Below are 20,186 nucleotides of genomic sequence, written 5' to 3'. Positions count from 1 at the left end.
ACATGTTAAACATAGGCGTGGGGATGTCGCGGATCAAGCCCCGGCCAGAGGGCAAACCTAGTGATTGACGTTGGATCTTTCGACGCCGACATTCTCGCAATACAGGGCGGGCAGCACAGGGGCGGGGCAATGAGGATTTTGCAGGGCATCATCGCATGCGCGACGATCGCGATCGCCTCCGCAGCGACGGCCGCGGTAAAAATGGGCGAGCCGGCGCCGCCATTCGAACTGACGTTGATCGACGGAACCAAGGTGCGCAGCACCGAACTCCGTGGCCAGGTCGTCGTCCTGAACTTCTGGGCGACCTGGTGTGGGCCCTGCAAGGCCGAACTGCCGTTGCTCGACAATTACTACCGACTTCGCAAGCCCAACGGACTGCGCGTATTTGCGGTTGCTACGGAAGATTCGCTGCCTGCGTCCAAGTTGAAGCCCCTGTTCGCAGCGATGGCGATACCGTCCGCACGGCGGATCAAGGGACCGTTCGCGGCGATGGGCGCCCTCCCCACCAACTACATCATCGATCGCGCCGGCGTGGTTCGCTATGCGAAAGCCGGCGCGTTCGACCTGGACGACCTAAATACCTTACTGGTCCCGCTGCTGCGGGAACCCGCGCCTTAGCGCGTCAGCGCCGCGACGCCGGGGAGGTCCTTGCCTTCCATCCACTCTAGAAACGCACCGCCTGCGGTCGAGACAAACGTGAACGCGTCCGCAACGCCCGCGTGGTTCAGCGCCGCAACCGTATCGCCACCGCCTGCGACCGAGACGAGCGAACCGCCTTCGGTCAGTGCTGCGGCGGTCTTTGCGAGGGCGACGGTCGCCTTGTCGAACGGCACCGTCTCGAACGCGCCGAGCGGGCCGTTCCAGACCAAGGTGCGGCAGTTCTTCAGCACGTCGCCGAGCGACTCGACCGCAGCCGGGCCGACGTCGAGGATCATCTCGTCGGCGGCGACTTCGTGCACGTTGACCGTACGGGTGGCGGGGTTCGGCTTGAACTCCTTGGCGACCACGACGTCGTACGGCAGGTGAACCGTGCAGTTCGCCTTGTCCGCAGCTTCCATGATCTGTTCGCACACGCTTGCAAGCTCATGCTCGCAAAGACTTTTACCGACATCGACGCCGCGTGCCGCGAGAAAGGTGTTGGCCATGCCGCCGCCGATGATCAGGTGATCTACCTTGGTGACGAGGTGACGCAGCACGTCGAGCTTCGACGAAACCTTCGCGCCGCCGACGACCGCCGCGACAGGATGCTCGGGCTCGCCAAGTGCCTTCTGCAAAGCGTCGAGCTCAGCTTCCATCGCCCGGCCGGCAAAGGCGGGCAATACGTGGGCAAGACCCTCGGTCGAGGCATGCGCGCGGTGCGCAGCTGAGAAGGCATCGTTGACGTAGAGATCGCCAAGGCTTGCGAAACGCTGGACGACCGCCGCGTCGTTGGTCTCCTCGCCGCCAAAGAAGCGCGTGTTCTCTAGAACCGCGATATCGCCGGGTTCGAGCGTCGCAACGGCGGCGTCGGCCCCTTCCCAATCGATGTAGCGGACTTCGCGGCCCAGCACTTCGCTGTACGGCTTCACGACTTGCGACAGCGAGAATTCGGGGCTCGGCACGCCCTTGGGACGACCGAAATGCGCGAGCACTAGGACGATCGCGCCCTTGTCGGCGAGTTCGCCAACCGTCGCGACGGTGGCGCGCAGGCGGGTATCGTCGGTGACGTGACCCTCGGCCATCGGCACGTTGAGGTCTTCGCGGACGAGCACGCGCTTGCCGCGGATATCGCCAATATCGTCGAGCGTCTTGAATGGCTTGGTCATGGTTCTTCGATCCTGATCTCATCACCGACGGCGATTCTGCCGCCCATCAAAACTCGGGTACAGGCCCCGCCCCGCCAGTCCGGCGTCAGCGCAGCGAACAATCCTGGCGCCAGTGCATCCATGCGGTCGCACGGATCGGTGTGGCGCGTCACCTCCAGCACGACGTCCGCGCCGATGCGGAGCCGCGTGCCAGGTATCTGGGGAAGGTCGAAGCTGTCGACGAGCAGGTTCGCACGCCGCTCGTACCACGGAATATCGCGCCCGACTTCGGCCATCGCCGCGTCCCAGTCGCCACGTTCGAGCAACGTGACCTGCCGCCGCCCCTTGCCACCGGGCTTCACGCGACCGCGGAAGTCGCCGTGCAGGCCAGCCTCGATGGTGATCTCGACATCGTCGATGACCTCCATCGGGCTCTTGGCGCGGGCGTGGCGCGCGATGCCGGCGATCGAGCCAGCCATCGTCGAGGCCGGGGCCTGAGCCACCGCCCCCTCCCCGTTCGTGTCGAGCGCAGTCGAGACGCCATCTGTCACGGGAGACGACTTCTCGACTGCGCTCGAAGCGAACGGAACAGGGGACGCATAAATCGCGAGCTTAGATGAACTTCGCCATCGCGGTCGCCGTATCGACCATCCGGTTCGAGAAGCCCCACTCGTTATCGTACCAGCTGACGACGCGGACCAGCTTGCCGTCGATCACTGCGGTCTCCAGGCTGTCGATCGTCGACGAGGCCGGAGTATGCTGGAGATCGATCGAGACGAGCGGCTCGTCCGACCAGTCGAGCACACCGACCAGCGGGCCGCTCTCGGAGGCCGCCTTCAGCACCGCATTCACCTCTTCACGCGTCGTGTCGCGCGACGGCGTGAAGGTCAGGTCGATCAGCGACACGTCCGGCACCGGCACGCGGATCGCCGAGCCGTCGAGCTTGCCCTTCAGCTCCGGCAGAACTTCCGCAACCGCACGAGCCGCACCCGTAGTCGTCGGGATCATCGACATCGCAGCAGCGCGCGCGCGACGCAGGTCCGGGTGGATCTGGTCGAGGATCTTCTGGTCGTTGGTGTAGGCATGCACGGTCGTCATCAGGCCGCGCTCGATGCCGATCGCATCGTTCAGCACCTTGGCGACGGGCGCGAGGCAGTTCGTGGTGCACGACGCATTAGAGACGATCGTGTGCTCGGCGGTCAGCTTGTCGTGGTTCACGCCGTAGACGACGGTCAGGTCGACGTTCTTGCCCGGCGCCGAGATCAGCACCTTCTTCGCGCCCGCGTCGAGATGCTTCTGGCAGCTCGCCTTGTCGGTGAAGAAGCCGGTGCACTCGAGCACGATGTCGACGCCCAGCTCGGCGTGCGGCAGGTTTGCCGGGTCACGCTCGGCGGTGACGCGGATGCGCTTGCCGTCGACGACCAACTCGTTGCCTTCGGCCGAAACCTCACCCGGATACTTGCCGTGCACGCTGTCGCGCTTGAACAGCCAGGCGTTCGACTTGGCATCGCCGAGATCGTTGATCGCGACGAGTTCGAGTGCGCCGTTCGACTGTTCGAGTACCGCACGGGCGACGAGACGGCCGATGCGCCCGAAACCGTTGATCGCAACCTTGACCGTCATTGCTGTCTCTCCGCTACGCCCGCGAGTCCGTTCCGGGCGCGCAGCCTTTGCGGGGCGGTGGGGCGCCCTGTCAACACCGTGGATCGCTGATCGCAAGGGCGAAACCGGCTTGTCGCGCCTCCCGGCCATGCTATCTCGCATGCTATGTCAGACACAATTACCGATGCGCCGACGCCCGTCGACCGGGGCGACGCGCCTACTGCCGTAGAACGGATCGACGCGGCGATCGCGCGGATCGAATCCGCTATCGCTGCCCGTGCCGAAGCCGGCGATGCCCTCGCCAAGCGCCATGCAGCCCTCAAGGCGCGGATGGCCGAAGCCGTCGCCGCACTCGACGACGTGATCACCCGCGGGAGCCCCAACTGATGGCACAGGTCATGCTCGATATCGGCGGTCGTCCGCATGCGGTCGCCTGTCGCGACGGCGAAGAGTCGCGCGTCCGCCTGCTGGGTGCGATGGTCGCCGAGCGCTGGGCGACCGCGGACCGTGCCGCAGGCGGTCTCAGCGCCGAGCGCGCGATGCTGTTCGTCGCGCTGATGCTCGCCGACGACCTCGACGAAGCCGCGCATCGCCCACCCGAAGGTTCGGCGGTCAGCGAGATCGCACTCACGCGGATCGCCGATCGTCTCGAAGGCCTCGCGCAAGCCCTTGAGCTTAGCCCGCCCAACGCCTAGATTGGCTGTGGCGGGTTCTGCCCGGTACGAGCCTTTATTATCCCTGAGGCTATTCATCATCCATAGGGGGCTGTCCCTGTTAGGATCCTGGTCCGAAGCACATGGTCCCCACCTGACGTACCGTGCGTCAGTGGATAACCCGGCACACGGCCATGGTGGGCCCGCCACAACACCACATTCGAAGGTCGCGTGCGCATGACCGACAAGAGCGCGCTGAGAGCCTCGCTCCGCGCCGCGCGAGAAGCGCGCCGGCCGGTCGAGCTTCCTGTTCCGTCGGCGTTTCTGGCACGGCTGAAATCCGGATTGACGGTCGCCTCCTATGTCCCGTTCGGCGGCGAAGCGGACCCCTCGCCTTTCGCGCGCGCCGCGGTCGATGCCGGATGCGTCATCGCCCTGCCCCATGTCGTCCGCCGCTCGCTGCCGATGCGCTTCCTTGCCTGGGCAACCGAGGCGGCACTGGTCGCCGGGCCGTTCGGGTTGCACCAGCCAGCAGAGGACGCAGCCGAACTCGAACCCGACATCATCCTGACCCCGCTCGTCGGCTTCGATCGCAGCGGCAACCGGATCGGACAAGGCGCCGGCTATTACGACCGCGCTTTCCTCGCACATCCGAACGCGTGGCGCGTCGGGGTTGCGTTGTCGGTGCAGGAAGTCGACACGCTGACCCCAGACCCGTGGGACGTCCCGCTCCACGCCATCGCCACCGAATCAGACTGGATCACGCCATGACGCCAACTTGGCGCAAACCCGTCGGCATGCTCGGCATCCTGCTCCTGATCCTGGTGTGGTGCGTGGCCATCGTGAGCTTGTCGAACATCGTCGGCAGCTGGCACTGGCTGGGGCAATTGGTGTTCTACCTGTTCACCGGCCTGATCTGGATAGCACCGCTGAAGCCGGTCCTGCGCTGGATGGAGCTTGGGCGGTAGCGCACTCCGCCTGCCGGCTCCCTGCGCCGACGCGCTCCCCTGCCCCCCTCTACCGCTCGTCCTGAGTAGCCATCGAGTAGTCGCCGGAGGCGGCGTATCGAGAGGGCGTATCGAAGGATGAGGTTGGCGCGCGGAACCCATGCTTCGATACGAGCCCTCGATACGCTCCTGACAGAGCTACTCGGTCTCTACTCAGCACGAACGGTATGGGGGGAATGGTCCTGACCGGAAGGTAGGACTGGATGCTCGCAGCATCCAAAGCTTTGAAGGGTCTCGGCCACCCCTACAGGGTGGCGCGAGTGACGGGACTCGAACCCGCGACCTCCGGCGTGACAGGCCGGCGCTCTAACCAACTGAGCTACACCCGCATTCCCAATGACGAACCCTAGCGCCCCAAGGGACACGCGGGAAGGCTCGTCAAAACCTCAACACAATCTCGAACCACCTAAACGATGGCGCGAGTGACGGGACTCGAACCCGCGACCTCCGGCGTGACAGGCCGGCGCTCTAACCAACTGAGCTACACCCGCTGAAACAGCGTGGAGGCGGCAACTAGGCGAGGGTTCGGATACCGTCAACCCAAATTATCCGCCAGTTTCACGTTGTGCCTCGGGCGGGTCGCCACGACGACGATTTCGCCCGGTCTTGGGCTGCACTAGCGTCCCGTGCTCGAACAGGAACCCGGCGATATCGGGCTTGCCAGCGGCCTTCACGATGGTCTGGATGATGATGAGCAACGGAACCGCGAGCAACGCGCCCGACGTGCCCCACACCCATCCCCAGAAGCTCAGCGAGATCAGGATCAGCAAAGGGCTGATCGTCAGCCGGTGCCCGACCACGAACGGCGTGATCGCGTTCGCCTCGACCAGGTGCAGCCCGTACATCAGCGCCGGCGGCAGCATCGCCATCCAGATGTCCGAAAACGTCATCAAGCCGCCCAACGCGAGCAGGAACGCCCCGATCACCGGCCCGAAATACGGGATGTAATTAAGCAGCGCGACGATCCCGCCCCACATCGCCGGATACGGCATGCCGATGAACCACAGCGCGGTGCCCGTGACGATCCCGAGCACGATGTTGATGAGCGTGATCGTCCCCAGATACGCCGACACGTCATCGACGATATCCTGGATCACGCGCGCGGTCGCCATCGCCCCATCGAAGCTAGTCCGCCCGGTGATCGTCTGCCGCCGCATCCGCGTCCATCCCGAGAGGAAAAAGAACACGATCAGGACGCCGAACAGGAACTGGACAATGACGGCCGGCGCCGACGTCGCGGCGAGTTCCAAGATCGAACCCGGCGCTGCGACGCCCGCAGTCGCCGGCTGCTTGATAGGGGTCGACGCGACCTGACGGAGCGTCTTGTTCACGTATTTCTCGAGGCTCGAATAGAGGTCGAGCAGGGGCGCGAGGTTGCTCTGGATCCGGTCCAACCGTGTCGGGAGCAGGCGGAAGAAGTCGGTCGCGGGCACGAGGATCGCTGCGATCGCGATGTTCGCGGCGATCAGGAACACCAGGATGCACAAGATCGCGGCGAGCGGCGACGGTACGTGACGCCGCTCGAGCCATTCCAGCACCGGCACGAGCGCCACCGAGATCACGAGCGCGATCGTCAGTGGCAGGAAGAACTCCGCCCCGGATTTCAGCGCGAACGGCGTGGCAAGGATCAGCCCGACGCCGGCGGTCAGCGTCAACGCGGCCAGCAACCGATCGCGACGCTGTGCGATTCGCATCGCATCCTCGACCCCGACCGCGATCGGCAGCCCGAACGCACTTTCGGCTGGGGGACCTTCCACAGCGACGCCGTCCCCGCCCTGTGGCTGGTACGTTTCCTGGCGAAGACCCTCGTCCGACATGGTAATTCCTTTGTTCCTCCATCCCGTAATCGTGGCTAGCATTCAAGCATGCCGAACGATGCCACCGATCTAATTCTCGTCATCGACGAGGGCACCACGTCCACCCGCGCGATGCTGTTCGCGACCGACGGCCGTTGCATCGCCAGCGAAGCCCGCGCGCTCGACCAGAAATACCCGCGCGCCGGGTGGGTCGAGCATGACGCGGCCGAGATTTGGCGCAAGACGTTGCGCGTAACCGCGGCCATGGTCGCTCAGGCAGGCGGCGCACACCGGATCGCCGGGATCGGCATCACCAACCAGCGCGAGACGATCGTCTTCTGGGACCGCGAGACCGGCGAACCGCTCGCGCCCGCGATCGTCTGGCAGGACCGGCGTACCGCCGCGACCTGCCGGGACTTGCGCGAACAGGGTCACGAGGCCGAGGTCCAAGCCAAGACCGGCCTCCTTCTCGACCCGTATTTCTCTGCCTCGAAGATCGGCTGGGCCATGCGCGAATGGCCGCAACTCGCCGACGCCGGAACGCGCCTCGCGATCGGCACGGTCGACAGCTGGCTGATCTGGAAACTGACCGGCGGATTGCATGTGACGGACGCGACCAACGCCTCGCGCACCGCCCTGATGGACGTGCACATCGGCGACTGGGACGACGGGCTTTGTGCGCTATTCGGCGTGCCCCGCGCGTCGTTGCCGGAGATCGTCGATTGCGCCGGACGGTTCGGCGAGACGACCGCGTTCGGCGCGGCAATCCCGATCTGCGGTATCGCCGGCGACCAGCAAGCCGCTGCTATCGGCCAGGCCTGCCTCGCGCTCGGCCAGACCAAGGCGACGTTCGGCACGGGTGCGTTCATCCTCACCCATGCCGGGGCGACGCCGCCGACCTCGGGGCACCGGATGCTGTCGACGGTCGCTTGGCAGCTCGGCGGCGAGCGCGCCTATGCGCTGGAAGGGTCGGTGTTCGTCGCCGGCAGCTTGGTACAGTGGCTCCGCGACACGCTGGGCCTGATCGACACGGCCGCGGAAACCGAAGCACTGGCCCGCAGCGTGCCCGACACCGGCGGCGTGTACCTGGTGCCTGCGCTCAGCGGCCTAGGCGCGCCGTGGTGGGAACCGGACGCCCGCGCGAGCATCTCGGGACTGAGCTTCGCCACCGGCAAGGCGCACGTGGCTCGCGCTGCGCTGGAGGCGATGGCGTACCAGGCGCACGATCTGAAGACTGCGTTCGCCGCGGACGGGATCGACTGGCACAGCCTGCGGATCGACGGCGGCATGGTCGCCAACGACTGGATGGCGCAGGACATGGCGGACCTGCTCGGGATCGAGGTGGAACGGCCGAGGTTCGCCGAGACGACCGCACTGGGCGCGGCGATGTTGGCTGGGGTCGGCGCCGGGTTGTTTGGAGGGTTAGAGGAGGCCACCGCGATGCGTGGCGAGGTCGAGACGTTCACGCCGTCGCTGGGAGAGGACGAGCGGCAGGCGAGGCTCGCAGGTTGGAAGACCGCCGTCGATGCGGTGGTGGCTGCCAGCCGTTCATAAAACGCACCGAGCTCCCCTTCCTGAAAGAGAAGGGTTGGGGGGGGTGGCCGGTTCGATCCACGCGGCATCGAGTATGCGGCAACCGACCCACCCCCAGCCCCTTTCTTCCAGGGAGGGGAGCCGAAGAATTATGCCGTCACTTGAGCCAGATCCTCGAACAACACCTGCAATTCCTCCGCGGGTCTTCCCTTTCGCTCCGTCCTAAACTCTCGAGCAGGAGCGGCCGCGGCCGACCATGACCGACGCCAAGAACACCACATGCCCCCCTCCCTGAAAGGGAGGGGTTGGGGGTGGGTCGGCCAGCTTGAGACACAACGGTCGGGTTTAGCGGAAGCCGACCCACCCCGGCCCCTCCCTTTCAGGGGGGAGTAGAAGCCTACCCCATCACCCCCACCCGATCCTCGAACAGCACCTGCAGGTCCTTTTTCAAGATCTTCCCGTTCGCATTCCGCGGCAGCGTCTCGTGCACGAAGCGCACCGCAACCGGCGTCTTGAACGCCGCCAGATGTTGCCGCACCCAGCCCTGCAACTCGGCCTCGGTCGTCACCGCACCCGGCGCGAGGTGCACCACCGCCGCGGGCTCCTCACCCAGGATACGATGCGGGATACCGATCAGCGCCGCGTCAGTCACCGCGGGGTGCGCGTAGAGGACGTTCTCGACCTCGCTGGAATAGATGTTCTCGCCACCGCGGATGATCATGTCCTTGGCGCGGTCGACAATGTAGCAGAATCCCTCGTCGTCCAGCCGCGCGAGATCGCCGGTTCGGACCCAGCCGTCCACAAAGGTCGCGGCGGTCGCATCCGGCTTGTTCCAGTAGCCTTTCACGATCATCGGTCCGCGTGCCCAGAGTTCGCCGACCTCGCCCACAGGCATCTCCGTCACGCCGTCGTCCGCGATGATCTTCAGGTCGGCAGCCGCCACCGGAGGCCCCGCGCTGGTCGGGCGGTTGAGATAGTCCTCCCCGCCGTGATGCGTGACGGTCGCCATCGTCTCGGTCATGCCCCAGCCATTGCCGGGCATCGCGCCGAACTCGGCATGGATGCGCTTCACCAGTTCGGGCGCTGCGGGCGCGCCGCCATAGGCGATCGATTCGAGCGACGAGAGGTCATAGCGGCCACGGTCGGGATGCTCCAAAAGCTGCCAGGCGATGGTCGGCACGCCGCCGGTGATGTTGACCTTCTCGCGCTCGATGATCTCCATCGCGCGGATCGTGTCCCATTTCCGCATGAAGATCATCGTGCTGCCCGTCGCGATCACGCCCATCATGCCCGCCGAGCAGGCGGTGACGTGGAACAACGGGATCACCGTCAGCGTCACGCGCGGCGTCGGTTCGGGCGGTGCCTCACCGCGGCGCAGGAACGAGCGCGCCGAGGAATAGCCGCCCGACAGGATGTTCGACATCATGTTGCGGTGCGTGCCGAGTGCCCCCTTCGGTGCGCCGGTGGTGCCGCTGGTGTAGAAGATCGTTGCATCGTCGTCGGGTGCGATGGTCGCGTCGGGCAAGCCAACGTCAGGCAACGCAGCCCAGTCGTGCGGGGTGCCGATCACGTCCTCCAGCCGCGTCACGATCCCGGTCAGCGGTTCTGCGGCGCGCGCGACGAACACGTGCTCCAGCGCCGGCAACGTCGCATACGCCGCCTCCAGCCGATGATGCCGCTCGTCATCGGTGATCAACACGCGCGCACCCGAATCGGCTAAGCCGTATTCCATCTCCGCGCCGGTCCACCACGCGTTGAGCGGCACCATGATCGCGCCGATGCTCGCGCCCGCAAAGAACGCGACCGGCCATTCGGGCAGGTTGCGCATCGCCAGCGCGACGCGGTCGCCGGGGCGGATCCCCATCTCACGCAACCGATGCGCCAGCACCGCAATCGCACGAAAGTTCGCCTCGTAGGTGACGCGCTCGTCCTCATACGCTGTGAACACCCGGTCGCCATGCGCGCGCGCCGCCTCGGCCAGCCAGCGCAACGACGGTGGCGCGTTCTTCCAGATGCGCGTCTCGATGCCGTCGATCGTCAGCATCTCCATCTCGAACTTCGCGCCGGGCGCGGTCAGCATTCGCTCGGCATCGGCGAGCGACATTGCCGGCCAGGAGGGATCGAGTGCGATGATCGGTTCGCTTGCCAAGACCGGTTGACTCCAGAGTTGAATTTCGGGTTTGGCTTATCGCCTGTTCGAAGACAGGTTATAGTTGATTCCTGCCGCACTCAAGGCAATAGAGGCACGAAGTTCGAACTAGGGGTATGGAGCGGGTCATGACACGGACGGTCGAATCGTGAAAATCGCTGAACCTGCCGCGCACGGCTTCGATGCGAGCCGATTGGCGGCGATCGATACGCTGCTCCAGACGCGCTACATCGATTCGGGCAAGCTGCCGAACGCGCAATTGCTGATCGCGCGCGACGGCGAGATCGTCCATTTCTCGAACGCGGGCGCGGCACGTGAGGGCGGCAAGGCAATCGATGAGGGTTCGCTGTTCCGGATTGCGTCGATGACCAAGCCGATCACCTCGGTCGCGTTCATGATGCTGGTCGAACAGGGCCTCGTCGCGGTCGATACGCCGGTCCACCACGTGCTACCCGAGTTCAAGGATATCGGCGTCTATGATGGCGGCGGTGGCGGCGTGCCGTTCGTGACCAGGCCGACCGCCGAGCCGATGCGGATGATCGACCTGCTCCGCCACACCTCGGGGCTGACGTACAGTTTCCAGAACCGTTCGAACGTCGATGCCGCCTACCGCGAAGGCAAGATCGAAGGCTGGCATGGCGGGTATGATCTCGACGGCTTCATCGGCGCACTGGCCAAGATCCCGCTCGAATTCTCGCCCGGCACCGCGTGGAATTATTCGGTCGCGACCGACGTGCTCGGCGCGGTCGTGCAGCGCGTGTCGGGCCTGCCGCTCGACCAGTTCTTCAAAGAACGCATCTTCGCGCCGCTGAAGATGGACGACACCTTCTTCCAGGTTCCCTCCGACAAGCTCGACCGGTTGACCGATTGCTACACGCTCGCGCCGGGCAAGGGCCGCGTGATGTACGATCGCGGGACTGAGAGTGCGTGGAGCCGGCAGCCGAAGCTCGTTTCCGGCGGCGGCGGGCTCGTCTCGACCGCGCTCGATTATCACCGGTTCAATACGATGCTGCTGAACGGTGGCGAGCTAGACGGCGCGCGCATCCTCGGGCGCAAGACGCTCGACCTGATGACGCAGAACCACCTGCCCGGAAAATCGGATCTCGCGGCGATGTCGAAGTCGCTGTTCAGCGAGGCGTCGAATGCGGGTACCGGCTTCGGGCTCGGGTTCGCGATCACCGACGACGTCGCGAAGACGATGGTGCCGGGGTCGAAGGGCGAGTTCTACTGGGGCGGGATGTTCTCGACCGCGTTCTTCGTCGATCCCGTCGAGCGGCTGTCGATGGTGTTCATGACGCAGCTTTCGCCGAGCAGTTTCTATCCCATCCGCCGCGAACTGAAGACGATGATCTACGCGGCGATGACCTGAGTTTCCGTTCTCCTGCGCACGCAGGAGTCCAGTATCACGCAGGGCTGCCGATGTGGCCCTGGGCTCCTGCTTTCGCAGGAGAACAAGGAGAATATGATGACCCCGTCGACGAACACTGGCCCGATCCGCACCGAACGCCATGACGACGTGCTCGTCATCATCTCGAACAATCCCCCCGTCAACGCGCTCGGCGCCGCGGTCCGGCAGGGCCTCGAAGCGGCGATCAAGGAAGGCGTGAACGACGACGGCATCACCGCGATGGTAATCCGCTGCGACGGCCGCACGTTCTTCGCGGGCGCCGACATCACCGAGTTCGGCAAGGAGATGGTCGAGCCCGGCCTGCCGACCGTCGTCGACATGATCGAGGCGTCGTCGAAGCCCGTCGTCGCGGCGATCCACGGCACCGCGCTGGGCGGCGGCTGCGAGGTAACGCTCGGCTGCCACTACCGCGTCGCCGTCGCCTCGGCGAAGATCGGCACGCCCGAAGTGAAGCTCGGGCTACTCCCCGGCGCAGGCGGAACGCAGCGTATCCCGCGCATCGCCGGTGTGAAGCTCGCGCTGGAAATGACCGCGAAGGGCGATCCGATCTCGGCTAAGAAGGCACTCGATGCCGGTCTGATCGACAAGATCGTAGGCGAGGACTCGCTCGAGGCCGATGCCGTCGCATTTGCGCGCGAGATCGCGACCAAGCGTCCCCTGCCCCGTGCGTCCGAGAAGACCGCGCAGGCCGATCCCGATGCGGTCGCCGCGTTCAAGAAGGAGAATGGGCGGCGTTTCCGTAACTTCGACGCGCCGGCCGCGAATATCGCCTGCGTCGAGAAGGCCGCGGACGGCTCCAGCTTCGAGGAGGGCATCGCGTTCGAACGGCAGGAATTCATGAAGCTGATGACCGGCGTGCAGTCGGCCGCACAGCGTCACATCTTCTTCGCCGAACGCCAGGCCGCCAAGATCGACGACGTCCCCGCCGACACCAAGCTGCGCGAGATCAAGCGCGTCGGCGTGATCGGCGCGGGCACGATGGGCGGCGGCATCTCGATGAACTTCCTGTCCGCGGGCATCCCCGTGACGATCGTCGAGATGCAGCAGGACGCGCTCGACCGCGGCACCGGCGTCGTGCGGAAGAACTACGAGGCCACTGCCGCCAAGGGCCGGATGAAGCCCGAGCAGGTCGAGCAGGCGATGGGTGCGCTGAAGCCGACGCTGGACTTTGCTGATCTGGCGGAATGCGACCTGATCATCGAGGCGGTGTACGAGACGATGGAGGTGAAGAAGGAGATCTTCACCAAGCTCGACGCGATCGCAAAGCCGGGCGCGATCCTGGCGTCGAACACCTCGTATCTCGACATCGACGCGATCGCGGCGTGCACCAAGCGGCCGCAGGACGTGGTCGGGATGCACTTCTTCTCGCCCGCCAACGTGATGAAATTGCTCGAGGTGGTGCGCGGCGACAAGACCGCGGACGACGTGCTGGCGACCGTCATGGCGCTCGCGAAGAAGATCAAGAAGGTCGCCGTTGTGGCGGGCGTCACCTACGGGTTCATCGGCAACCGGATGCTGATGCCGCGGCAGATCGAGGCGACGAAGCTGCTGCTGGAAGGCGCGAGCCCGGAGCAGATCGACAAGGTCCATGTCGCGTTCGGGATGCCGATGGGGCCGTTCCAGATGAGCGATCTGGCGGGCGTCGACATCGGCTGGCACCGCGATCCGAGCCGGATCGAGAACATCCGTGATGCGCTGGCGGCGGAGAACCGCTGGGGCCAGAAGACCAAGGCGGGCTTCTACGATTACGACGAGAAGCGGACGCCGTCGAACTCGCCACGGGTGACGGAGATCATCGACGATTTCCGCAAGAAGTCGGGCGTGACGCCGCGCGAGATCAGCGACGAGGAGATCGTCGTGCGGACGCTCTACACGATGGTCAACGAGGGTGCGCTGATCCTCGAAGAAGGCAAGGCGCAGCGCGCGTCCGACGTCGATGTGGTGTGGATCTATGGCTATGGCTGGCCGGTGTACCGCGGCGGGCCGATGTTCTGGGCGCAGTCGAAGGGTTTGGCGAAGGTCGTCGCGGGGCTCGAGAAATACGGGTTTACCGTTGCCAAGTCACTGAAGGATGCGGCCGCAACCGGCGGTAAGATCAAGTAAACCTGATCCCTCGCCCCTTCGGGGAGAGGGTGGCTGAGCGAAGCGATGCCGGGTGAGGGGCAGTGAGGCTCGGACGATCCGTTCCACAGCCCCTCACCCCAGCCCTCTCCCCGACGGGGAGAGGGAGCAAGAGGGAGAAAGGACCATCATGACCGACCTCGATACCTTCCGTACCGAAACCCGCGCGTGGCTCGCGGAGAACTGCCCGCCCGAGATGCGCAAGCCGGTGCGATCGGAGGACGACGTCTGCTGGGGGGGGCGTCAGTTCAAGCCTTCGAGCCCGGCGCAGAAGGATTGGCTCGACAAGATGGCGGCCAAGGGCTGGACCGTGCCGGATTGGCCAAAGGCCTATGGCGGCGGCGGGTTGTCGCCTGCGGAGACGAAGATCCTGCGCGAAGAGATGGCGGCAATAAAGGCGCGCAACCCGCTCAATTCGTTCGGGATCTCGATGCTCGGGCCGGCATTGCTCAAATACGGGACCGAGGAGCAAAAGCTCGATCACCTGACCAAGATCGCGCGTGGCGAGATCCGCTGGTGCCAGGGCTATTCGGAGCCGAATGCGGGGTCCGACCTTGCCGGGCTCGCGACCTCGGCAGAGGACAAGGGCGACCATTATCTGGTCAACGGGCAGAAGGTATGGACGTCCTATGCCGACAAGGCCGACTGGATCTTCTGCCTCGTCCGCACCGACAAGACGTCGAAGCAGGGCGGGATCAGCTTCGTGCTGTTCGACATGGCCTCGCCGGGCGTGTCGACCAAGCCGATCCTGCTGATCAGCGGCAATTCGCCGTTCTGCGAGACGTTCTTCGACAATGTCGAGGTGCCCAAGGTCAACCGTGTCTACGAAGAGAACAAGGGCTGGGACGTCGCGAAATACCTGCTCGGGCATGAGCGCGAGATGATCTCGGGAATGGGGCTGGCGTCGAGCGGCGGCAACCCGCTGATCGACGGCGCGATCGCCACCGTTGGGCTCGGGCATGACGGGCGGCTGGCCGATCCATTGCTGCGCGCGTCGATCGCGTTGTTCGAGGTGCGCGCGAAGGCGTTCGGGGCGATGTCCGAGCAGTTCATCGACGAGCTGAAGGCGGGCAAGGCGCATCCGGCGCAGCCGAGCATGATGAAATATTACGGTACCGAGCTGAACAAGGGTCGGTACGAATTGATGATGGCGGCGGGCGGATCGGATGCGCTCGAATGGGACAGCGATCGGTCGCGCGGCGGGGCGATCCCGCGGTCGTGGCTGCGGACCAAGGCGAACTCGATCGAGGGCGGGACGAGCGAGATCCAGCTCAACATCATCGCCAAGCGGATTTTGGAATTGCCGGCTTAAATCCCTCGCCCCTTCGGGGAGAGGGTGCCGCAGCGAAGCGTAGGCGGGAGAGGGGGGCTCGGGCGATCCGACCCAACAGCCCCTCTCCCCGACCCTCTCCCCGACGGGGCGAGGGAGCAGAAGGACGAAGACATGCCACTGTATCTAGACGACGACCAGACCGTCCTTCAGGACACCATTCGCGACTTCGTGGCCGAGCACGCGCCCGTGAGCCACATGCGGGCGTTGCGCGATGCCGACGACGCAACCGGTTTCTCGCGCGACCTGTGGAAGCAGTTCGCGGAGATGGGCTTTACCGGCATCCTGATCGGCGAGGACCAGGGCGGGCTCGGGCTCGGCCATGTCGAGGCGGGCGTGGTGCTGGAGGAGATCGGGCGCAACCTGTCGCCCTCCCCGTTCCTCTCCACCGCGGTCGCGGCGGTCGAGGCCTTGAAGGGCACGGGTCAGGCCGAGCGCTGGTTCCCCGGCATCATCGCCGGCGAGACCGTCGCCGCCCTCGCGATCGACGAAGGCGCCAAGCACCGCGACACCGTGGCGATGACCGCCGAACGCTCGGGCAACGGGTTCAAGCTGACCGGCGCCAAGCGGTTCGTCACGCATGGCCACACCGCCGACCTGATCATCGTTGCCGCGCGTACCGGTGGCAGCACCGACGACAAGGACGGCATCACGTTGTTTGCGGTGCCGAAGAACGCTGCCGGACTCTCCGCGAACGCCGAACGCCTCGCGGATTCGAGCTTGGCCGCGCGGCTTGAGTTCGAGGGCGTCGAGGTCGATGCCGACGCGGTGATCGGTGAGGTCGACGCGGGCCGCACGCCGCTCGATCGCCTGCTGCGCGCAGGGCGGACAGGCGCTTCGGCGGAACTGCTCGGCGTCGGCGGCGGGGCGATGGACATGACGATCGGCTACATGAAGGAGCGCAAGCAGTTCGGCACGCTGATCGGCAGCTTCCAGGCGCTCCAGCACCGCGCTGCGCATCTGTATTCGGAGATGGAGGTGGCGCGGGCTGCCGTTCTCAAGGCGCAGCAATTGCTCGATCAGGGCAGCGACCGCGCGGACGAGGCAGTGTCGGTCGCCAAGGCTATGACCGCACTGGCAACGACGCTCAGCGTGCAGGAGGGCGTGCAGATGCACGGCGGGATCGGCATGACCGACGAATACGATATCGGCTTCTACATGAAGCGCGCGCGCGTGCTCGCCGAAATGTTCGGGGATGCGAACTTCCACGCGGACCGGCTGGCCCTGGCCGCGGGGTATTGACCATAGGGTGTCCCCCCGCGAAGGCAGGGGCCCAGTCTGGGCACCCGCCTTCGCGGGTGAACACGGAGGTCAGATGAACTTGGACACTGCCGATACTTCCCCCGAAGCGCTCGCCAAGGGTCTCGTTGACCTGCTCGAGATCGAGGAGGTCGACACCGATCTCTACGTCGGCAAGCGCCAGCCGGGCGGGGTCGGTCGCGTGTTCGGCGGACAGGTGATCGCGCAGGCACTCCAGGCCGCGCAACGCTCGACCGATGGCCCGAAGGCCGCGCATTCGTTGCATGCGTATTTCATGCGGCCGGGCAACGAGGACTATCCGATCGTCTACCGCGTCGTTCGCGACTTCGAAGGCCGCAGCTTCGCCACCCGGCGCGTGATCGCGATGCAGAAGGGGCAGCCGATCCTCAACATGGCGGCATCGTTCCAGATGCCCGAAGAGGGGCTGCATCATCAGCACGCGATGCCCGACGTGCCGCCGCCGGAGGACCTGCGCTCCGATCGCGACCTGCGGCTCGAGAATATCGACGGCATCCCCGAGAAATTTCGCGCGCACATGCTGCGGTGGCGACCGATCGAGGTGCGCCCGGTCAATCCGCGCAGCTGGATCGATCCCGAACCGCAGGAACCGCACTACGCCAACTGGTTCCGCCTCGTCGCGCCGATCGGCGACGATCCGGCGATGCACCGTGCGATCCTCGCCTACGCGTCGGACATGGCGCTGCTCGGCACCGCGCTGCTGCCACACGGGAAGAACTGGATCACGCCGGGGCTGCAGACCGCCAGCCTCGACCACTCGCTCTGGCTGCACGAGGACTTCCGCGCCGACGACTGGTTGCTTTACGCCTGCGACAGCCCATGGTCGGGCCATGCGCGCGGCTTCAATCGCGGCAAGATCTTCGCGCGCGACGGGCGCCTCGTCGCCAGCGTCGCGCAGGAGGGGCTGATCCGGATGCGCCAGTAACCCGCGCGGTTACTTGCGCACCCAGACCTTCTCGCCGCCGATCCACGTCTCGCTGACCTTGGTCGCGCGCAGGTCGGTCGGCGAGGCCGTCGTCGGGTCGCGGTCGACGACGATGAAGTCCGCGCGCTGGCCGGGCGCGAGCGCACCGAACTGCTTCTCGGCGAACCCGGCATAGGCCGCCGCCCCGGTCATCGCCCACCACGCCTGTTCGCGCGTCACCAGTTCCTGCGGTTGCCAGCCACCCTGCGGTTGACCATCGGCACCCTGACGCGTGAACGCCGCTGCCCAGGTTGCGAACGGATCGGGCTTCTCGACCGGGAAGTCGGTCCCGAATGCGAGCTTGGCGCCATTGGTCAGCATCGATTTCCACGCGTAGGCGCCCGCCAGCCGGTTCGGCCCAAGCCTTGCCTCGGCCATCGTCCGGTCGCTGGTTTCGTGCGTCGGCTGCATTGAGGCGATCGTCCCGAACCTGCCGAATCGCGGCAAGTCCTCGGGCGCGACGACCTGCGCATGCTCGATCCGCCAGCGGCGATCGCCGGTGTACGTCTCGCTCTCGACCTGGATCGCGTCGAGCACCAGCTGGTTGGCCTTGTCGCCGATCGCGTGCACCGCGACCTGATAGCCGTCCATCGCCGCACGGCTCATCTGGTTCTGAAGCTGGTCGTCGGTGAGGAAACCGAGCCCCGACTGGCCGGGTGCGTCGGCATAGGGCTTGATCAGCCATGCGCCGCGCGAGCCCAACGCGCCGTCGGCATAGAGCTTCACCCCGCCCATGCGCAGGCGATCGTTGTACAGCCACGGCGTCGGCCCCTTGCCGCCGATCCGGCTCGCGGTCTCGACACCCATCGCGTAGCTCATGATGCGGACGCGCAGCCCGCCGATGTCCGCCATCCGGCGATAGGTCAGCCAGTCGTCCAGCGTCGTGCCCATGTCGGCGACCGCGGTGACGCCGTAGCCGAGCAGGATGCCCTGCGCGGTCAGGAATGCGGCGTCGCGCTCCTTGGGCAGCGGTTGCGGGACGACCTTCTCGACCAGTGCCTGCGCGCCGTCGACGAACACGCCCGCGGGGGCGCCACCGATCTTCTCGATCCGGCCACCCGGCGGCGATACGGTCGAGCCGGTGACTCCAGCCTCGCGCATTGCCTCGCGGTTCGCCCAGCTGGCATGGCCATCGGCGCGCGACAGCCAGATCGGGTGGCCGCCCGACACCGACTCGAGGTCGGCGGCGGTCGGGAAGCGACCCAGCCCCCATGCCTCCTGATTCCAGCCGCGGCCGATCACCCACTTCCGGTCTGGATTACCGGCGATGTAGGCGGCGATCCGGGACTTGGCCTCGTCGAGCGACTTGGTCATCGACAGGTCTAGCGACAGAGCGCCGAACCCCATCTCGATCACATGGCCATGCGCGTCGACGAAGCCCGGCAGCACCGTCTTTCCACCCATGTCGATCCGCCAGTCGTAAAGCGGCTTGCCGGCGTTCTTCTTCAATTCCTTGCGGTTGAGCTTGGGCGCGTCCTCGCCCGGCGGCACGAGCCGCGTGACGCGACCGTCCTTGTCGATCAGGATCGCCTTGAAGTGGATAACGCGGCCGCCGTCGGCGACCGTGATGCCGTTGACGTTGTCGACGATCCCGTCGGCAAGCGCGGGGGTCGGGAGGAGTAACGCCGAAAGCGCCAATACTGCTCCCCTTCCCGAAAGAGAGGGGGGTGCTGTCGGGATCTTGGGAGGGGTCACTTCGGCAATCTCCGTACCAGCGCGCTCGTATCCTGACGCGCGCCACCCATCGCCTGAACATCGGCGTAGAATTGATCGACCAGCGCCGCGACCGGCAGCACCGCGCCGTTGCGCCGCGCTTCGTCGAGCGCCAGCCCGAGGTCCTTGCGCATCCAGTCGACCGCGAAGCCGAAGTCGAACTCGTCCTTCGCCATCGTCGGCCAGCGATTGACCATCTGCCAGCTCTGCGCCGCCCCGCCCGAGATCGCCTCGAACACCTTGTCGAGGTCGAGCCCCGAATTTTGCGCGAACCGCAACGATTCGGCGACGCCCTGGATCACGCCGGCGATCGCGATCTGGTTGCACATCTTGGTGGTCTGGCCCGCGCCTGCCTCGCCAACGTGGACGATGCGCGCGGCGTAGGCCTGCATGAAAGGTTCGGCCTTCGCCATCGCCTCGGCGGAACCGCCGCACATGATCGAGAGCTTGCCGTTCTCCGCGCCAGCCTGTCCGCCCGACACCGGGGCGTCGACTACGAGCGCGCGCTCGCCCGCGAGCCGTCGTGCGATCGAGGCCGAGACGGTGGTGTGATCGACGAACACGGCGTCGTCGCGCATCGCGGCGAACGCGCCGTCCTCGCCTAAAGTGACACCGGCCAGATCGTCGTCGTTGCCGACGCAGGCGAACACCGCATCGGCGTCCTTCGCCGCCGCGGCCGGCGTGTCGGCGACCTTGCCGCCATATTTATCGGCCCATGCCAACGCCTTGGCCTGAGTCCGATTGTAGATGGTGACGTCATGCCCTGCCGCGGCGAGGTGTCCCGCCATCGGCGCGCCCATGACGCCGGTTCCGATGAATGCCAGTTTTGCCATAGCGTCCGCGCATAA

The 20,186-nt window shown here is 66.0% G+C and carries 18 protein-coding genes and 2 tRNA genes; 11 read left to right on the top strand and 9 right to left on the bottom strand.

All coding sequences use genetic code 11. From position 1 onward, the window contains the following. Positions 1 to 129 precede the first annotated feature (129 nt). On the top strand, positions 130 to 618 hold the full coding sequence (locus BM244_RS02970) for a TlpA family protein disulfide reductase (protein WP_093397272.1): 489 nt from the start codon (positions 130 to 132) through the stop codon (positions 616 to 618). Here BM244_RS02970 and pgk read toward each other — a convergent pair. The 3 genes from pgk to gap all read right to left on the bottom strand — a co-directional run bounded on the left by pgk (position 615) and on the right by gap (position 3,407). Continuing rightward, positions 615 to 1,805, bottom strand: coding sequence for a phosphoglycerate kinase (gene pgk, locus BM244_RS02965; RefSeq protein WP_093397271.1), 1,191 nt, complete (start codon positions 1,803 to 1,805; stop codon positions 615 to 617). The genes BM244_RS02970 and pgk overlap by 4 nt on opposite strands. After that, on the bottom strand, positions 1,802 to 2,263 hold the full coding sequence (locus BM244_RS02960) for an MOSC domain-containing protein (RefSeq protein WP_093398071.1): 462 nt from the start codon (positions 2,261 to 2,263) through the stop codon (positions 1,802 to 1,804). The genes pgk and BM244_RS02960 overlap by 4 nt, the downstream gene beginning before the upstream one ends. A 133-nt stretch (positions 2,264 to 2,396) precedes the next feature. Beyond that, the gene (gene gap, locus BM244_RS02955) at positions 2,397 to 3,407 is read right to left on the bottom strand and encodes a type I glyceraldehyde-3-phosphate dehydrogenase (RefSeq protein ID WP_056048489.1); all 1,011 of its coding nucleotides are present in this window, start codon (positions 3,405 to 3,407) and stop codon (positions 2,397 to 2,399) included. A 144-nt stretch (positions 3,408 to 3,551) separates the two neighbouring features. Here gap and BM244_RS02950 point away from each other — a divergent pair, with 144 nt between their 5' ends. The 4 genes from BM244_RS02950 (at position 3,552) to BM244_RS02935 (ending at position 5,007) form a co-directional block, all read left to right on the top strand. After that, positions 3,552 to 3,773, top strand: a complete 222-nt coding sequence (locus BM244_RS02950) for a hypothetical protein (protein WP_093397269.1) — start codon at positions 3,552 to 3,554, stop codon at positions 3,771 to 3,773. Beyond that, on the top strand, positions 3,773 to 4,081 hold the full coding sequence (locus BM244_RS02945) for a cell division protein ZapA (protein WP_056048487.1): 309 nt from the start codon (positions 3,773 to 3,775) through the stop codon (positions 4,079 to 4,081). The genes BM244_RS02950 and BM244_RS02945 overlap by 1 nt, the downstream gene beginning before the upstream one ends. A 195-nt stretch (positions 4,082 to 4,276) precedes the next feature. After that, positions 4,277 to 4,810, top strand: a complete 534-nt coding sequence (locus BM244_RS02940; protein WP_093397268.1) for a 5-formyltetrahydrofolate cyclo-ligase — start codon at positions 4,277 to 4,279, stop codon at positions 4,808 to 4,810. After that, positions 4,807 to 5,007 carry a DUF2842 domain-containing protein gene (locus BM244_RS02935; protein ID WP_056048481.1) on the top strand — a complete coding sequence of 67 codons (201 nt, stop codon included), beginning with the start codon at positions 4,807 to 4,809 and terminating at the stop codon, positions 5,005 to 5,007. The genes BM244_RS02940 and BM244_RS02935 overlap by 4 nt, the downstream gene beginning before the upstream one ends. Before the next feature lie 291 nt (positions 5,008 to 5,298). Here BM244_RS02935 and BM244_RS02930 read toward each other — a convergent pair. The 3 genes from BM244_RS02930 to BM244_RS02920 form a co-directional block, all read right to left on the bottom strand. After that, a tRNA-Asp gene (locus BM244_RS02930) sits at positions 5,299 to 5,375 on the bottom strand. Between the two features lie 85 nt (positions 5,376 to 5,460). Next, positions 5,461 to 5,537: transfer RNA gene (locus tag BM244_RS02925), tRNA-Asp, on the bottom strand. 54 nt (positions 5,538 to 5,591) lie between these two features. Further along, the gene (locus tag BM244_RS02920; RefSeq protein WP_093398070.1) at positions 5,592 to 6,740 is read right to left on the bottom strand and encodes an AI-2E family transporter; all 1,149 of its coding nucleotides are present in this window, start codon (positions 6,738 to 6,740) and stop codon (positions 5,592 to 5,594) included. Between the two features lie 171 nt (positions 6,741 to 6,911). On the opposite strand from BM244_RS02920, the gene glpK reads away from it, so the two are divergent. Beyond that, positions 6,912 to 8,396 (top strand): glycerol kinase GlpK, encoded by a 1,485-nt coding sequence (gene glpK / locus BM244_RS02915; RefSeq protein ID WP_093397266.1) that lies wholly within the window; start codon positions 6,912 to 6,914, stop codon positions 8,394 to 8,396. A 376-nt stretch (positions 8,397 to 8,772) separates the two neighbouring features. On the opposite strand, the gene BM244_RS02910 is transcribed toward glpK, so the two are convergent. Then, positions 8,773 to 10,479: a class I adenylate-forming enzyme family protein gene (locus BM244_RS02910; protein ID WP_093398069.1), complete on the bottom strand. Its 1,707-nt coding sequence runs from the start codon at positions 10,477 to 10,479 to the stop codon at positions 8,773 to 8,775. A gap of 193 nt (positions 10,480 to 10,672) precedes the next feature. Between BM244_RS02910 and BM244_RS02905 the strand changes: the two genes are divergently transcribed. The 5 genes from BM244_RS02905 (at position 10,673) to BM244_RS02885 (ending at position 17,586) form a co-directional block, all read left to right on the top strand. Next, positions 10,673 to 11,893, top strand: coding sequence for a serine hydrolase domain-containing protein (locus tag BM244_RS02905; RefSeq protein ID WP_093397264.1), 1,221 nt, complete (start codon positions 10,673 to 10,675; stop codon positions 11,891 to 11,893). A gap of 93 nt (positions 11,894 to 11,986) precedes the next feature. Further along, on the top strand, positions 11,987 to 14,035 hold the full coding sequence (locus BM244_RS02900; protein ID WP_093397263.1) for a 3-hydroxyacyl-CoA dehydrogenase NAD-binding domain-containing protein: 2,049 nt from the start codon (positions 11,987 to 11,989) through the stop codon (positions 14,033 to 14,035). A 145-nt stretch (positions 14,036 to 14,180) separates the two neighbouring features. Beyond that, entirely contained in the window at positions 14,181 to 15,365 is a 1,185-nt protein-coding gene (locus BM244_RS02895; RefSeq protein ID WP_093398068.1) for an acyl-CoA dehydrogenase family protein, read from the top strand. Positions 15,366 to 15,497: 132 nt separating this feature from the next. After that, positions 15,498 to 16,625: an acyl-CoA dehydrogenase family protein gene (locus BM244_RS02890; protein WP_093397261.1), complete on the top strand. Its 1,128-nt coding sequence runs from the start codon at positions 15,498 to 15,500 to the stop codon at positions 16,623 to 16,625. Between the two features lie 73 nt (positions 16,626 to 16,698). Next, positions 16,699 to 17,586, top strand: a complete 888-nt coding sequence (locus BM244_RS02885) for an acyl-CoA thioesterase (protein ID WP_093397260.1) — start codon at positions 16,699 to 16,701, stop codon at positions 17,584 to 17,586. Between the two features lie 9 nt (positions 17,587 to 17,595). Here BM244_RS02885 and BM244_RS02880 read toward each other — a convergent pair whose 3' ends face one another. Both BM244_RS02880 and BM244_RS02875 read right to left on the bottom strand, forming a co-directional pair. Beyond that, a complete protein-coding gene (locus BM244_RS02880) occupies positions 17,596 to 19,263 on the bottom strand; it encodes an amidohydrolase (protein ID WP_254784240.1) in 1,668 nt (555 codons plus the stop codon). A 53-nt stretch (positions 19,264 to 19,316) separates the two neighbouring features. Further along, positions 19,317 to 20,171, bottom strand: a complete 855-nt coding sequence (locus BM244_RS02875) for an NAD(P)-dependent oxidoreductase (RefSeq protein ID WP_093397258.1) — start codon at positions 20,169 to 20,171, stop codon at positions 19,317 to 19,319. Between the last annotated feature and the right edge of the window lie 15 nt (positions 20,172 to 20,186).

This window comes from Sphingomonas sp. OK281, assembly GCF_900115295.1.
Taxonomy (GTDB): Bacteria; Pseudomonadota; Alphaproteobacteria; order Sphingomonadales; family Sphingomonadaceae; genus Sphingomonas.
Note: the sequence above shows the minus strand (reverse complement) of the source record. Positions and strands in the feature narration are given on the sequence as shown.